Consider the following 15,335-nt stretch of genomic DNA (forward strand, 5'->3'; position numbering starts at 1 on the left):
CGGCAGGAGAAGCGCTATGCATCCCACCCGAACTGCCCTTGTCCTTGCCGGTGGCGGCAGCCTCGGGGCTGTCCAGGTGGGGATGCTGCGGGCGCTGCTGGAAAAGCATGTGGTGTTCGACCTGGTGGTCGGCGCGTCGGTCGGTGCCCTCAACGGCGCCTACTTTGCCGCCAGGCCCAATGCACGCGGGGTCGCCGAACTGGCCGATTTCTGGCGTGGCTTGCGCAAGGCCGACGTGTTTCCGTTTTCCTTGATTGACGCGCTGTCTTCCTTGCTCAGGCGTCGCGGCTGCCTGTTGCCCTCGTCGGCGCTGGCGAGCCTGGTGCGCCGGGCGCTGCCGGTGACCCGCATCGAAGACACCGAACTGCCCCTGCATATCGTCACCACCAACCTGCTCACGGGCGCCGAGGAGCTGTTGTCCAGCGGCAGCGTCGAGCAGGCCCTGCTGGCCAGTGCCGCGATTCCGCTGGTGTTTCCGTGGGTGCAGATCGGCGACAAGCTGCTGGTCGACGGTGGTGTCGCCAGCAACACCCCGATCGCCGCGGCGGTGTCGCTGGGCGCGACCCGGGTCATCGTGGTGCCGACCGGATTCGGTTGCGCCTGCCCACAACCGCCGAGCGGCTTGATCGCCCTGGCCTTGCACACCCTGAACCTGATGAGCATGCGCCAGCTGGTGCGGGACATTGAGCTGTATTCGCCACAGGCGGCGATCCATGTGGTCGCGCCCTTGTGCCCGCTGGGCATTTCGGTGTTCGACTTCAGCCAGACCGAGCAACTGCTGCAACGGGCCCACCAGCAGACCCTGACCTGGGTCGAAGAGGGCGGCTTGCTGCGTACCGGCGTGCCGGGGGCGTTGCAGGCGCATACGCACGCGGCGGGGTGAGGCTCAGTCCTCGAACCCCGCCTGCTCGTGAATCTCGTCGACCTTCAGTTCCAGGCGGTAGGCCACGGCGATGAACAGCGCCTGGCACAGGCACAGGGTCGCGCTCAGGGAGCGGAAGGCGAAGGAGCTGCCTTCGTTGACCAGCAGCACGCTGTTGGCGCGCTTGGCCAGGGGCGACAGGTTGCTGTCGGTGATGATCAGCGTCTTGGCCTGGTGGTGCTGGGCGATGCGCAGGCAGTGCTGGGTTTCCTTGGCATAGGGGGTGAAGCTGATGGCGATCACCAGGTCGTTGGGGCGGATGCTGCGCATCTGTTCGCGGTAGCTGCCGCCCAGGCCCGACACCAGGTGAATGCGCTTGTTGGTGTGCTGCAGGTTGTACACCAGGTAGTCGGCCACGGCGAAGGAGCGGCGCACCCCGACCACGTAGATGTTGTCGGCGTTGACCACCAGGTCCACGGCCTTGTCGAAGGCCGCGTCGTCCAGCTCCAGGCCCAGGCGCTCGATGCCCGACAGGGTGGCGTTGATGCACTCGCGCGCCAGGTCGCCGCCGCTGGCCTTCTGCGACTTGTTGGCGATCATGCTGCGGATGCGCTGCTGGTAGTTCTGTACCGGGGTGGTCTTGTGGGTGTAGGCCTCGCGAAACAGCGCCTGCATTTCGCTGAAGCCGCTGAAGCCGAAGCGCTGGGAGAAACGCACGATGGCCGAGGGGTGCACCTCGCATTCACCGGCGATGTCGCTGATGCGGTCGACCATGATCCGGTCGCTCTGCTGGCTCATGTAGCTGGCGATGCGCTTGAGCTGGCGCGGCAGGCTTTCGTATTCCTGGGTGATCAGCTGCAGCAGGCGCTCGGCATTGATCGGGGGGCTGGCGAGGTCGCTGTCTTGCGGGCTCTCGGTCGTGGCCGGCTGATCGGTGCGGGACATAGGCAATCCTTCTGTGCTTACTGGCTTGTACTTAATGGGAGCGGGCTGGTTGATCCACTCCCTGACAATAGGTGGGCTGTGCGCAGTCTACAGGGTCGGCGCGGGGAAAATCTTGAGCCACGCGGCCACGGGGCGCTTGCTGAAACGATGCAGGCTGCCTGGAGCGGCCTTGAAAAAGTTTATTGGAAAAAATATTCCACGTAAAAAATTTATAGAAAAAATATTGATTGGTGCCGGTGAACGTTTTAGTCTGCATCCACCAAGAGCGTTCGGCGCCTTCCTCGGTGCCACGCGCAGGCTGATAAAAATAACAGGAGCCAGCATGGGCCAGACTCGTTTTGCCAGTGGGCGTCAATTGGATCTGATTTGCCTCGGACGCCTGGGCGTCGACCTTTACGCACAGCAGGTCGGGGCCCGGCTGGAAGATGTCGTAAGCTTCGCCAAATACCTCGGCGGCTCGTCCGCCAACATCGCCTTCGGCACCGCGCGCCTGGGCTTGCGCTCGGCGATGCTGAGCCGGGTCGGCGACGATCACATGGGGCGTTTCCTGGTGGAGTCCCTGGCCCGCGAAGGCTGCGACGTCAGCGCGATCAAGGTCGACCCGCAGCGCCTGACCGCCCTGGTCCTGCTCGGGCTCAAGGACCGCGAAACCTTCCCCCTGGTGTTCTACCGCGAGAACTGCGCCGACATGGCCCTGCGCGCTGAAGACATCAGCGAAGCCTTTATCGCCTCCAGCAAGGCCTTGCTGATCACCGGCACCCATTTCTCCACCGACGGCGTGTACCAGGCCAGCCTCCAGGCTCTGGAGTACGCCGAGCGGCACGACGTCAAGCGCGTGCTCGACATCGACTACCGCCCGGTGCTCTGGGGCCTGGCGGGCAAGGCCGACGGCGAGACCCGGTTTGTCGCCGACCAGAACGTCAGCGCCCATGTGCAGAAGATCCTGCCGCGCTTCGACCTGATCGTCGGCACCGAAGAAGAATTCCTCATCGCCGGTGGTAGCGACGACTTGCTCAGTGCCTTGCGCACCGTGCGTTCGCTGACCGCCGCGACCCTGGTGGTCAAGCTTGGCCCCCAGGGTTGCACGGTGATCCACGGGGCGATCCCGGCGCGCCTGGAAGACGGCGCGATCTACCCCGGGGTGCGGGTCGAAGTGCTCAATGTGCTGGGGGCGGGCGATGCCTTTATGTCCGGCTTCCTCAGTGGCTGGCTGGAGGATGCCAGCGACGAGCGCTGCTGCCAGCTGGCCAATGCCTGCGGCGGGCTGGTGGTGTCGCGCCATGCCTGCGCGCCGGCGATGCCGACCCGCGCCGAGCTGGATTACCTGTTCAACAGCCCGGTGCCCATTACCCGGCCGGACCAGGACAGCACCCTGCAGCGCCTGCATCAGGTCAGCGTGCCGCGCAAGGCCTGGAAGCAGCTGTTCATCTTCGCCTTCGACCATCGCGGGCAGTTGGTGGAACTGGCGCAGAAGGGCGGGCGCGAGCTCAGGGCCATCGGCCAGCTCAAGCAGCTGTTTATCCAGGCGGTGGAGCGGGTCGAGGCTGATTTGCGCGCGCAGGGCATCGAAGCCGATGTCGGCCTGCTGGCCGATCAGCGTTTCGGCCAGGACTCGTTGAACGCCGCCACCGGCCGTGGCTGGTGGGTGGCGCGGCCGGTGGAAGTCCAGGGCTCGCGGCCGCTGGCTTTCGAACACGGGCGTTCGATCGGCAGCAACCTGATCGCCTGGCCCCAGGAGCAGATCATCAAGTGCCTGGTGCAATACCACCCGGACGACGAGCCGTTGCTGCGCCTGGAGCAGGAAGCGCAGATCAAGGGCCTGTACCAGGCGTCCCAGGTCAGCGGCCATGAGCTGCTGCTGGAAATCATTCCGCCCAAGGACCACCCCTCGACTCACCCGGACGTGCTCTACCGCGCCCTCAAGCGCCTGTACAACCTGGGCATTTTCCCGGCCTGGTGGAAGATCGAGGCGCAGAGCGCCGAGCAGTGGCAGCGGCTCGACGAGCTGATCGAGGAGCGCGATCCCTATTGCCGTGGCGTGGTGCTGCTGGGCCTCAACGCCCCGGCGGCGACCCTGGCCGAGGGTTTCCGTCAGGCCGGTAACAGCCGCACCTGCCGCGGCTTCGCCGTGGGCCGGACGATTTTCCATGAACCGAGCCGGGCCTGGCTGGCCAGCGAGATCGACGACGAAACCCTGATCCGCCGGGTGCAGGCGACCTTCGTCGAGCTGATCGACGCCTGGCGCACGGCCCGACCCCAAACGCAAATCCGAACGTAAACCTGGCACAAATCCCTGTAGCCGCTGCCGAGCGTAGCGAGGCTGCGATCGGTGGCGCAGCCACCGCAAGCGTTGTACCTGACACTACGCGTTGTCAGGTTTTGCGAGCGCTGCGTCGGGATGCCGCCCAGCTCGATCGCAGCCTCGCAGGCTCGGCAGCGGCTACAGCGGCTACGGGTGGGATTTTTCAGAACTGCTTTAGAAAACAATAAAAGGTGCAGCCATGCCCGCAATCCGAATTGGCATCAACCCGATTTCCTGGAGCAACGACGACCTGCCGTCCCTTGGCGGCGAAACGCCGTTGAGCACCGCGCTGAGCGAAGGCAAGGAGATCGGCTACGAAGGTTTCGAGCTCAACGGCAAGTTCCCCAAGGATGCCAAGGGCGTCGGCGATGTACTGCGGCCTTATGACCTGGCGTTGGTCTCGGGCTGGTATTCCAGCCGCCTGGCCCGGCGCTCGGTGGCCGAGGAGATCGACGCCATCGCCAGCCATGTGCAGTTGCTGGCGCAGAACGGCGCCACCGTGCTGGTCTGTGGCGAGGTCGCCGACTCGATCCAGGGCCAGCGCATTCCCCTGGTGGAGCGTCCGCGTTTTCACAGCCAGCAGGCCTGGCAGGAATACGCCGACAAGCTCACCGAGCTTGCGCGTTTCACCCTGTCCCAGGGCGTACGCCTGGCGTACCACCACCATATGGGCGCCTACGTCGAATCGCCGGCGGACATCGACCAGTTGATGAGCCTGACCGGCAGCGAAGTCGGCCTGCTGTTCGACTCGGGCCACTGCTACATGGGCGGCGGCGAACCGCTGGACGTGCTGCGCAAACATATCCAGCGCATCTGCCACGTGCACTTCAAGGATGTGCGCAAACCGGTGGTGCAACTGGCGCGCAACCACCTGTGGAGTTTCCCCGACTGCATCATCAACGGCACCTTCACCGTGCCGGGGGATGGCGACATCGATTTCGCCGCGCTGCTGGACGAGTTGCTGGCCGCCGATTACCAGGGTTGGCTGGTGGTGGAGGCCGAGCAGGACCCGGCGGTGGCACCGAGTTATGTCTACGCGAAGAAGGGTTACCAGACCCTGCGCGCGCTGCTTAACGAGAGGATGGGACAATGAGCCTGCTGGTAAAAAGCGCGGCCAAGGGCCGGACCATGGTCCAGTTGGCCGAGGGCCGGTTGCAGTACGTCGGTTTCGCCGCCTACCGCCTGAGCCTCGGCGAAAGCCTGCCGGTCAATGCCGGCGACCGGGAGCTGTGCCTGGTGCTGCTCAGCGGGCGCATCGGCATCCAGGGCGAGGCGCCGGGGCAGGGCGCGTTCGGCTGGGACAACCTCGGCGACCGGCAATCGGTGTTCGAGGACAAGTCGCCCTTCGCCGTCTACCTGCCGCCCGGCAGCCAGGCCCAGGTCACCGCCCTGAGCGATGTGCAGATCGCCGTCTGCGCCGCGCCTGGCGCTACTGCAAAAAGCTCCAACGGCCTCGGCCCCCGGCTGATCCTTCCCGAGAGCATGAAGCGCAGCGTGCGTGGCAAGGGCGCCAACACCCGCTATGTCTGCGACATTCTGCCGGACAGCGAGCCGGCCCATTCGCTGCTGGTGGTGGAGGTGCGCACGCCGTCCGGGCACTCCTCCAGCTACCCGCCGCACAAGCACGACACCGACGACCTGCCGCACCAGAGCTTTCTCGAAGAGACCTATTACCACCAGGTCAACCCGCCCCAGGGCTTTGTGTTCCAGCGGGTCTACACCGACGACCGCAGCCTCGACGAGGCCATGGCCGTGGAGCACGGCGACCTGGTGGTGGTGCCCAAGGGTTACCACCCGGTCAGCGTGCCCTATGGCTACGAGTCCTATTACCTGAACGTCATGGCCGGGCCCAAGCGGGTCTGGCAGTTCCATAACGATCCGCGGCACAGCTGGCTGCTGGATCTGTGATTTCCAGCCTCTGAATTCCAACATTCGAACGGAGAACAAGAACAATGAGTGACGCCCCGGTAATCGGCCATTACATCGACGGTCAGGTGCAGGACAGCGGCGAGCGCTTCGCCAACGTGTTCAACCCGGCCACCGGCCGCGTGCAGGCCCAGGTCGCCCTGGCCAGCCAGAAGACCGTGGACGAGGCCGTCGCTTCGGCGATGAAGGCCTTCCCGGCCTGGTCCGAGCAGTCGGCGCTGCGCCGTTCGCGGGTGATGTTCAAGTTCAAGGAACTGCTGGACCAACACCACAACGAGCTGGCCGAGATCATCACCCGCGAGCACGGCAAGGTGCTGTCCGACGCCCATGGCGAAGTGACCCGCGGCATCGAGATCGTCGAGTTCGCCTGTGGCGCGCCGAGCCTGCTGAAAACCGACTTCAGCGACAACATCGGCGGCGGCATCGACAACTGGAACCTGCGCCAGCCCCTGGGCGTGTGCGCCGGGGTCACCCCGTTCAATTTCCCGGTGATGGTGCCGCTGTGGATGATCCCGCTGGCCCTGGTCAGCGGTAACTGCTTCATCCTCAAGCCGTCGGAGCGCGACCCGTCCGCCAGCCTGCTGATGGCGCGCCTGCTGACGCAAGCCGGGCTGCCCGATGGCGTGTTCAATGTGGTCCAGGGCGACAAGGCGGCGGTGGACGGGCTGTTGCAGCACCCGGACATCGAAGCGATTTCCTTTGTCGGCTCGACGCCGATCGCCGAGTACATCCACCGCCAGGCGACGTCCCGCGGCAAGCGCGTGCAGGCCCTGGGCGGGGCGAAGAACCATATGATCGTGATGCCCGATGCCGATCTGGACCAGGCCGCCGATGCGCTGATCGGCGCGGCCTACGGCTCGGCCGGCGAGCGCTGCATGGCGATCTCCATCGCCGTGGCGGTGGGCGAGGTGGGCGACCGGTTGATCGAGAAACTGCGGCCGCGCATCGACCAGCTGAAGATCGGCAACGGCATGCAGGGCGACAGCGACATGGGGCCGCTGGTGACCGCCGAGCACAAGGCCAAGGTCGAAGGTTTCATCGACCAGGGCGTGGCCCAGGGCGCGCAACTGCTGGTGGACGGCCGCGGCTTCAAGGTGCCGGGGGCGGAGCAGGGCTTTTTTGTCGGTGCCACCCTGTTCGACGGCGTGACCACAGAGATGAGCATCTATCAGGAGGAAATTTTCGGCCCGGTGCTGGGCATCGTCCGGGTGGCGGATTTCGCCAGCGCGGTGGCGCTGATCAACGCCCATGAGTTCGGCAACGGCGTGTCCTGCTTCACCCGCGACGGCGGCGTGGCCCGGGCCTTCGCCCGCAGCATCAAGGTCGGCATGGTCGGCATCAACGTGCCGATTCCGGTACCCATGGCCTGGCATTCCTTCGGCGGCTGGAAGCGTTCGCTGTTCGGCGACCACCATGCCTACGGTGAGGAAGGCCTGCGCTTCTACAGCCGCTACAAGAGCGTGATGCAGCGCTGGCCGGACAGCATCGCCAAGGGCCCCGAGTTCAGCATGCCGACCGCCAAGTAACCCCATTCAACCCGTTGCTCTGGAGAACAAGAATAATGAGCCAGCCCCTGCGTTTCGCCCTGAATCGTATGGTTGCCCCACGTTTGAGCCTGCCGGCGTTCATCGAGCTGGCGGTGGCCCTGAAAGCCGATGCCATCGAGATCCGCAATGACCTTGCGGGCGTGGAGATCGAAGACGGCACGCCGCCGCAACAGGTGCGCCAGTTGTGCGCGGCCCACGGCATCCAGGTGCTGTCGATCAATGCGCTGTACCCCTTCGATGTCTGGAACGCCGAGCGTCGCGCCCAGGCCCTGAAGCTTGCCGCCTATGCCCGTGATTGCGGCGCCCGCGGCCTGGTGATGTGCCCGCTGAACGACCGCGCCGATGCGCGCAGCGAAGCCTCGCGCGGCGCCGGTTTGCGCACCGCCTTGACGGAGTTGGCGCCGATCCTGCGCGAGCATGGGATTCTCGGTTTTATCGAGCCCCTGGGTTTCGAGGAGTGCTCCCTGCGCCGCAAGCGCACGGCGGTGGAGGCGATCCGCGCCATCGGTGGGCTGGATGTGTTTCGCCTGGTGCACGACACCTTTCACCATCACCTGGCCGGCGAGCAGGAATTCTTCCCCGAGCTGACCGGGCTGGTGCATATCTCCGGGGTCGAGGACCGCGAGGCGCCCCTGGCGAGCATCCGCGACGGCCACCGGGTGCTGGTGGGCGAGGGCGATATCCTCGGCAACGCGGCGCAGATCGAGGCCCTGCTCGAGCGCGGCTACAGCGGTCACCTGTCGTTCGAGCCGTTCGCCGACAGCGTGCATGGGCTGGCGGATATCCAGCGGGCGATCGGCGCGAGCATCGACCACCTCAAGCAGGCCCTGGCATAACACCGTTCCCTGTAGCCGCTGCCGCAGGCTGCGATCGACCGCGTAGCGGGCGCGCTCTTCAAGATCGCCGAAGGTCCTGCGGACCTTATCGCAGCCTGCGGCAGCGGCTACAAAAGCAGGAAGGGCGCAAAGCAGTAAAAGCGGCAAGGGCAATAGCAGCAAGGGCGGTAAGCGCATCAACCTTCACCGTATTGATCAAGGTGCAAGCATGACTACGACACGACTGACCATGGCCCAGGCCCTGGTGAAATTCCTCGACAACCAGTACGTCGAGATCGATGGGGTGCAGAGCAAGTTCGTCGCCGGGATCTTCACCATTTTCGGCCACGGCAACGTGCTCGGCCTGGGCCAGGCCCTGGAGCAGGACAGCGGCGAGCTGCTGGTGCATCAGGGCCGCAACGAGCAGGGCATGGCCCACGCCGCCATCGGTTTCGCCAAGCAGCACCTGCGGCGCAAGATCTACGCCTGCACCTCGTCGGTGGGCCCGGGGGCGGCGAACATGCTGACTGCCGCGGCAACTGCCACCGCCAACCGCATTCCCTTGTTGCTGCTGCCCGGCGATGTCTACGCCAGCCGCCAGCCCGACCCGGTGCTGCAACAGATCGAGCAGTTCCACGACCTGAGCATCAGCACCAACGATGCCTTCAAGGCGGTGAGCAAATACTGGGACCGCATCAACCGTCCCGAGCAGTTGATGACTGCGGCGATCCACGCCATGCGTGTGCTCACCGACCCGGCGGAAACCGGCGCGGTGACCCTGGCCTTGCCTCAGGATGTGCAGGCCGAGGCCTACGATTACCCGGATTACTTCCTGCAAAAACGCGTGCACCGCATCGAACGCCGGCCGGCCACCGCGGCCATGCTCGAGGACGCCGTGGCGGCCTTTGCCGGCAAGCGCAAGCCGCTGATTATCTGTGGCGGCGGGGTCAAGTACTCGGGGGCCAACGAGGCGCTGCTGGCGTTTGCCGAAGGCTTCGGCATTCCCTTCGCCGAAACCCAGGCCGGCAAGAGCGCGGTGGTCTCCAGCCACCCGCTGAATGTCGGCGGCATCGGCGAGACCGGTTGCCTGGCGGCCAACCTGCTGGCGAAAGAGGCGGACTTGATCATCGGCATCGGCACCCGCTACAGCGATTTCACCACCGCCTCGAAGTCGCTGTTCCGCGCCGATGCGCAGTTTCTCAACCTCAATATCAGCCCCTGCGATGCGCTGAAGCTCGACGGCGTGCAGTTGCTGGCGGATGCCCGGGAAGGTCTTGGCGAACTGACCAAGGCCCTGGCGCGCAGCGACTACCAGGCCGCCTGGGGCGAACAGATCGGCCAGGCGCGGGCGCAGCTGGACGCGGAGGTGGACCGGGTCTATCAGGTCGAATACCACGCCGACGACTTTGTCCCGGAGATTAACGACCATATGGACCCGGCGGTGCTGCGCGAATTCATCGAGCTGACCGGTTCCTGCCTGACCCAGAGCCGGGTGCTGGGGGTGCTCAACCAGACCCTGGCTGACGACGCGGTGATCGTCGCCGCCGCCGGCAGCCTGCCCGGCGACCTGCAACGCAGCTGGCGCAGCAAGGGGGTCAACACCTACCACGTCGAGTACGGCTATTCCTGCATGGGCTACGAGGTCAACGCGGCCCTGGGGGTCAAGCTCGCCGAACCCCAGCGCGAGGTCTACGCCCTGGTGGGCGACGGCTCCTACCTGATGCTGCATTCGGAGCTGGCCACCTCGATCCAGGAGCGGCGCAAGATCAACGTGGTGCTGCTGGACAACATGACCTTCGGCTGCATCAACAACCTGCAGATGGAACACGGCATGGACAGCTTCGGCACCGAGTTCCGTTTCCGCAACCCCGAGACCGGCAAGCTCGACGGCGGCTTCGTGCCGGTGGATTTCGCCATGAGCGCGGCGGCCTATGGCTGCAAGACCTACAAGGTCAAGACCGTGGCAGAGCTGCAGGCGGCCCTGGCCGATGCGCGGACCCAGACGGTGTCGACCCTGATCGATATCAAGGTCCTGCCCAAGACCATGATCCACAAGTACCTGTCCTGGTGGCGGGTCGGGGTGGCGCAGGTGTCCACCAGCGCCCGTACCGACGCGGTGGCCAAACAACTCAACGAACGCCTGGCCAAGGCCCGGCAGTACTGATCGCTCGAATAACAACAGGCTCGAACAACCTATTGCTCGAACAAAAAACAGGAGTGCATTCATGTCTTTGAAACTGGGCGTCATCGGTACCGGGGCCATCGGCCAGGACCATATCCGTCGTTGCAGCCAGACCCTGCTGGGCAGCCAGGTGGTGGCGGTCACCGATATCAATCTTGCGCAGGCGGCGAAGGTGGTGGCCGAGCTGAAGATCGCCGCCGAGGTGTATCCCGACGGGCATGCGCTGATCAAGGCACCGGAAGTCGAGGCGGTGCTGGTTACCTCCTGGGGGCCGAGCCATGAAGAGTTCGTGCTGGCCGCCATCGCCGCCGGCAAGCCGGTGTTCTGCGAGAAGCCGCTGGCGGTGACCGCCGCCGGCTGCCGCAAGATCGTCGAGGCCGAGATGGCCCACGGCAAGCGCCTGGTCCAGGTGGGCTTCATGCGCCCCTACGATGCCGGCTACCGCGCCCTGAAGGCGGTGATCGACAGCGGCCGGATCGGCGAGCCACTGATGCTGCACTGCGCCCACCGCAACCCGCGGGTCGGCGAGAACTACAAGACCGACATGGCGATCACCGACACGCTGATCCATGAGCTGGACGTGCTGCGCTGGCTGCTGGCCGACGACTATGTGTCGGTGCAGGTGGTGTTCCCGCGTAAGTCGAGCAAGGCGTTGGCGCACCTGCGCGACCCGCAGGTGGTGCTGCTGGAAACCGCCAAGGGCACGCGCATCGACGTCGAGGTGTTCGTCAACTGCCAGTACGGCTACGACATCCAGTGCGAAGTGGTGGGCGAGACCGGCATCGCCAGGTTGCCGGAGCCGTCCCAGGTGCAGCTGCGCAGCGAGGCCAAGCTGTCCAACACGATCCTGATGGACTGGAAGGACCGCTTTATCGCTGCCTATGACGTCGAGCTGCAGGCCTTTATCGACGGAGTGCGGGCCGGGCAGGTCGGTGGCCCTTCGGCCTGGGACGGCTATGCCGCGGCGGTGGCCGCCGATGCCTGCATCGAAGCGCAGAACAGCGGGCAGATCGTCAAGGTCGAGCAACCGCCGCGCCCGGCGTTCTATGGCTGATTCTGTAGGAGCGGCCGGTTGCCCGCGATGGACGTTAACGATGACGCGGTCTGTCTGGAACAACGCGGCGCATCCGACTCCATCGCGAGCAAGCTTCGCTCCTACAAGGTACACAGCAACTTTGTAGCCGCTGCCGAAGGCTGCGATAAGGCCGCAGGCCTTCAGCGATCTTGAGGTCCTACGCGCCCTTCGGTCGCGATCGCAGCCTGCGGCAGCGGCTACAGGTCACCACTTCAGATTCGGGGAGAACACTAAAATGCGCATCGCACTGGACCCCTACATGTACCGCCACCTGCCGCTGGGCCAGATGACCGACAAGGCCGCCGAACTGGGCTATCAGTACATCGAGCTGTCGCCGCGCGAGGATTTCCTGCCGTTCTACAAGGCGCCACGGGTCGACCGGGCGCGGATCAAGGAATTTCGCAAGGCCCTCGGCGACAGCGGGGTGCAGCTCTCTTCGCTGTTGCCGATGTACCACTGGGCCGCCGCCGACGAAGGCTTGCGCGTGGCGGCGGTGCGCAACTGGAAGCGGGCGATCCAGATCGCCGTGGAAATGGACTGCGAGCTGGTCAACAGCGAGTTCACCGGCCAGTCGGACAACCCGCTGGTGTGCGAGAACCAGTTCATGCGCTCCATGGACGAGTTGATCCCGGAGTTCGAGCGCGAGGGCATCAAGCTCGATATCCAGGCCCACCCCTATGATTTCTGCGAGCGCAATAACGAGTCGGTGGACATCATCCGCGGCTTCGACCGGGACTGGATCAACTACCTGTACGCGGCGCCGCACACCTTCTTCTACGACGACGGCAAGGGCGACATCGCCTCGATGCTCAAGTATGCGAGCAGCAAGCTCAGCCACCTGATCATCGCCGACACCTACAACCACAAGGCGTCTTCGAGCCTGCGCTATATCGTCAACCCGCCGGGCGTCACCGCCACCGTGCACCAGCACCTGGACATCGGCCAGGGCGAGGTGGACTGGACGGCGTTCTTCGATACCCTGCGTGAAATCCAGTTCGACGGCATCGCCACGGTCTCGGTGTTCGCCTGGGAAGACCGCCCGGACGAATCCAACCGGATGATGCTGGAGCGGGTCAGCAGCGAGCTGTGCCGTTGACACAAACGCAGCCGTCTGTAGCCGCTGGCGCAGCCTGCGATCGACCACGCAGTGGTCGCAATTACGGCGCATACGGTCTTTCAGTTCGATTCGCGCCGGCCAGTTTTGCGAGGACGTTGTCCTCGATCGCAGGCTGCGCCAGCGGCTACAGGGCTACATCGAGTTCTATATAAGGAGGGCTTTGCGATGCGCATTGGTTTGGTGGGTTACGGCCATGGTGGCCGACATTTTCACGCGCCGCTGATTGCCAGTTTGCCCGGCGCGACCTTCGTCGGCGTGGTCACCCTGTCGGCCGAGCGCCGGCAGCTGCTGGCGGCGGAGCACCCCGGGGTGCGGGCCTTCGACAGCATCGAGCAACTGGTCGCGGCCGGGATCGACGGGCTGGTGATTTCCACCCCGCTGGAGGGCCGTGCGGCGCTGGTACTGCAAGCCATCGAGCGCGGTGTCCCGGTGGTCAGCGACAAACCCTTCGCCAGCGACCTCGAACAGGCCAAGGCGCTGATCGAGGCCGCGCAAACCCGTCGGGTGCCGCTGAGTGTGTACATGAACCGGCGCTGGGACTCGGACTTCCTCACCCTGCGCAAGCTGATCGCCAGCGGCGCCCTGGGCAGCGTCAGCCGCTTCGAGTCGCGGGTCGAGCGTTATGTGCCGCAGGCCGTGGGCAATACCAGCGGCGGCGGTTTCCTGCGCGACCTCGGCAGCCATCTGGTGGACCAGGCCTTGCAGCTGTTCGGCCCGGTGACCCGGGTCTACGCCGAATTGCAGTACGCCCCCCAGGCGCCGACCTGCGACCACGGTTTTTTTCTCGCCCTGAGCCACGCCAATGGCGTGGTTTCACACGTGTCCGGTAGTTGTCTGCAGAATTGCCAGGGGCCACGGTTCCGGGTCAGCGGTTCGGCCGGCAGTTATACGGTCGAGGGCCTGGACGGCCAGGAGCAGGCGCTGGTTGCCGGCCTGTCGCCGCAGACGGAGGGCGAGCGCTGGGGCGTCGAGGAACACCGTCGCTGGGGCTGGTTCGAGCAGGGCGAGATCCGCGAACGGGTGGCTTCCGAGCGGGGCGACTGGTTGCAGTTCTATAAACAGTGGCAGGCGGCGCTGCAAGGGCAGGGGCCGCTGCCGGTGACAGCGGCCGAGGCCCTGGCCACCACCCGCGTGCTGGACGCCGCGCGCCTGAGCTGGCGCCAGCGCCAGGTGGTGGAAATGGCGGATTTCCGGTTGCAGAATGAATTTGGAATAAAATTCTAAAATGAGTTGATATAGAAATTATTTTCCAATAAAGTCATTTCCAGGTTGCCGACTAGCAGGGTTTCGCCAGCGTCACAGGCCGATTTCAGATCCGCCTTGAACCGAGTGAAACCCGCCAACAAAAACAAAACAGGTACCGTCGATGAAAACCTTCAGTTCCGTTGTGCACCTGCTTCGCCGCGCATTGCCGCGCCGCCATCCATTGTCCAGTCGAACACCTCGCCAAACACCCCGGCATGCCTTTGTCGTCCAGTCCCTGGTCCGCCTGCTTTGCGTCGAACGCAAGGGCGCGCTGGTGTTCTGCATGCCCGGCGCGCCGATCGTGCGTCTGCCTCACTGAGTGGTTTCTGCGCCTTATCCATAAAACCTACAAGAATGTGGAGAAAGACCTTTCATGAAGACCAAGACCCGTTTCGCCACGCTTGCCCTGTCCCTGCTGCTGGGCAGCGGCACGGCGTTCGCCGACCTGAAGATCGGCGTGAGCATGTCGCAGTTCGACGACACCTGGCTGACCTACCTGCGTGAATCCATGGACCACAAAGCCAAGTCGCTGCCGGACGGCGTCACGCTGCAGTTCGAGGATGCCCGGGCCGATGTGGTCAAGCAGCTGAGCCAGGTGGAAAGCTTTATCAGCCAGAAGGTCGACGCCATCGTGGTCAACCCGGTGGACACCGCGGCGACCCGCAAGATCACCGAAGCGGCGGTCAAGGCCGGGATTCCGCTGGTCTACGTCAACCGCCGGCCGGACGACCTGAACCTGCCCAAGGGCGTGGTCACCGTGGCCTCCAACGACCTGGAAGCCGGGCAGATGCAGATGCAGTACCTGGCCGACAAGATGGGCGGCAAGGGCGAGGTGGTGATCCTGCTGGGCGACCTGGCGAACAACTCCACCACCAACCGCACCAAGGGCGTCAAGGACGTGCTGGCCAAGTACCCGGGGATCAAGGTCGAGCAGGAACAGACCGGGATCTGGCTGCGGGACAAGGCCATGACCCTGGTCAACGACTGGTTGACCCAGGGCCGCCAGTTCGATGCGGTGGTGGCCAACAACGATGAAATGGCCATCGGCGCCGCCATGGCGCTGAAACAGGCCGGGGTGGAGAAGGGCAGCGTGCTGATCGCCGGGGTCGACGGCACGCCCGATGGCCTGCGCGCGGTGCAGAAGGGCGACCTGGCGGTCTCGGTGTTCCAGGATGCCAAGGGCCAGGCCGACGGCTCGATCGACACCGCGGTGAAGATGGCCAAGCACGAGCCGGTGGAGCAGGCAGTGTGGGTGCCGTATCGCCTGATCACCCCGGAAAACGTCGCCCAGTTCAAATAAGCCCGGTTCAAACAGCCCG

The 15,335-nt window shown here is 65.0% G+C and carries 14 protein-coding genes; 12 read left to right on the top strand and 2 right to left on the bottom strand.

Translation table 11 applies throughout. From position 1 onward, the window contains the following. Positions 1 to 16: 16 nt before the first annotated feature. Positions 17 to 883 (top strand): patatin-like phospholipase family protein, encoded by an 867-nt coding sequence (locus AC07PQ_RS06895; RefSeq protein WP_493185036.1) that lies wholly within the window; start codon positions 17 to 19, stop codon positions 881 to 883. A gap of 3 nt (positions 884 to 886) precedes the next feature. Here AC07PQ_RS06895 and AC07PQ_RS06900 read toward each other — a convergent pair whose 3' ends face one another. Beyond that, positions 887 to 1,807, bottom strand: coding sequence for a MurR/RpiR family transcriptional regulator (locus tag AC07PQ_RS06900; RefSeq protein ID WP_053260725.1), 921 nt, complete (start codon positions 1,805 to 1,807; stop codon positions 887 to 889). 87 nt (positions 1,808 to 1,894) lie between these two features. After that, positions 1,895 to 2,131, bottom strand: coding sequence for a hypothetical protein (locus AC07PQ_RS06905; protein WP_157173178.1), 237 nt, complete (start codon positions 2,129 to 2,131; stop codon positions 1,895 to 1,897). Between AC07PQ_RS06905 and AC07PQ_RS06910 the strand changes: the two genes are divergently transcribed. The 11 genes from AC07PQ_RS06910 (at position 2,130) to AC07PQ_RS06960 (ending at position 15,316) form a co-directional block, all read left to right on the top strand. Beyond that, the gene (locus tag AC07PQ_RS06910; protein ID WP_493185035.1) at positions 2,130 to 4,085 is read left to right on the top strand and encodes a bifunctional 5-dehydro-2-deoxygluconokinase/5-dehydro-2-deoxyphosphogluconate aldolase; all 1,956 of its coding nucleotides are present in this window, start codon (positions 2,130 to 2,132) and stop codon (positions 4,083 to 4,085) included. The genes AC07PQ_RS06905 and AC07PQ_RS06910 overlap by 2 nt on opposite strands. Positions 4,086 to 4,308: 223 nt before the next feature. Then, positions 4,309 to 5,202 (top strand): myo-inosose-2 dehydratase, encoded by an 894-nt coding sequence (gene iolE / locus AC07PQ_RS06915; protein ID WP_493185034.1) that lies wholly within the window; start codon positions 4,309 to 4,311, stop codon positions 5,200 to 5,202. Next, positions 5,199 to 6,017 carry a 5-deoxy-glucuronate isomerase gene (iolB, locus tag AC07PQ_RS06920; protein ID WP_101337607.1) on the top strand — a complete coding sequence of 273 codons (819 nt, stop codon included), beginning with the start codon at positions 5,199 to 5,201 and terminating at the stop codon, positions 6,015 to 6,017. The genes iolE and iolB overlap by 4 nt, the downstream gene beginning before the upstream one ends. Positions 6,018 to 6,061: 44 nt before the next feature. Continuing rightward, on the top strand, positions 6,062 to 7,561 hold the full coding sequence (locus AC07PQ_RS06925; protein WP_101337608.1) for a CoA-acylating methylmalonate-semialdehyde dehydrogenase: 1,500 nt from the start codon (positions 6,062 to 6,064) through the stop codon (positions 7,559 to 7,561). A 35-nt stretch (positions 7,562 to 7,596) separates the two neighbouring features. After that, positions 7,597 to 8,418, top strand: a complete 822-nt coding sequence (locus AC07PQ_RS06930) for a TIM barrel protein (protein ID WP_493185033.1) — start codon at positions 7,597 to 7,599, stop codon at positions 8,416 to 8,418. A 208-nt stretch (positions 8,419 to 8,626) separates the two neighbouring features. Continuing rightward, positions 8,627 to 10,561: a 3D-(3,5/4)-trihydroxycyclohexane-1,2-dione acylhydrolase (decyclizing) gene (gene iolD, locus AC07PQ_RS06935; RefSeq protein WP_493185032.1), complete on the top strand. Its 1,935-nt coding sequence runs from the start codon at positions 8,627 to 8,629 to the stop codon at positions 10,559 to 10,561. Between the two features lie 61 nt (positions 10,562 to 10,622). After that, positions 10,623 to 11,633, top strand: a complete 1,011-nt coding sequence (gene iolG, locus AC07PQ_RS06940) for a bifunctional inositol 2-dehydrogenase/D-chiro-inositol 1-dehydrogenase (RefSeq protein ID WP_007931018.1) — start codon at positions 10,623 to 10,625, stop codon at positions 11,631 to 11,633. Between the two features lie 256 nt (positions 11,634 to 11,889). Then, positions 11,890 to 12,750, top strand: coding sequence for a sugar phosphate isomerase/epimerase family protein (locus AC07PQ_RS06945; protein ID WP_493185031.1), 861 nt, complete (start codon positions 11,890 to 11,892; stop codon positions 12,748 to 12,750). A gap of 186 nt (positions 12,751 to 12,936) precedes the next feature. Next, positions 12,937 to 13,995, top strand: a complete 1,059-nt coding sequence (locus tag AC07PQ_RS06950) for a Gfo/Idh/MocA family protein (RefSeq protein ID WP_493185030.1) — start codon at positions 12,937 to 12,939, stop codon at positions 13,993 to 13,995. 142 nt (positions 13,996 to 14,137) lie between these two features. Continuing rightward, positions 14,138 to 14,335 carry a hypothetical protein gene (locus tag AC07PQ_RS06955; RefSeq protein ID WP_493185029.1) on the top strand — a complete coding sequence of 66 codons (198 nt, stop codon included), beginning with the start codon at positions 14,138 to 14,140 and terminating at the stop codon, positions 14,333 to 14,335. Positions 14,336 to 14,389: 54 nt separating this feature from the next. Further along, on the top strand, positions 14,390 to 15,316 hold the full coding sequence (locus AC07PQ_RS06960; RefSeq protein WP_274306482.1) for a sugar ABC transporter substrate-binding protein: 927 nt from the start codon (positions 14,390 to 14,392) through the stop codon (positions 15,314 to 15,316). Positions 15,317 to 15,335 lie beyond the last annotated feature (19 nt).

This window comes from Pseudomonas sp. GW821-FHT09E12 (genome assembly GCF_059416085.1).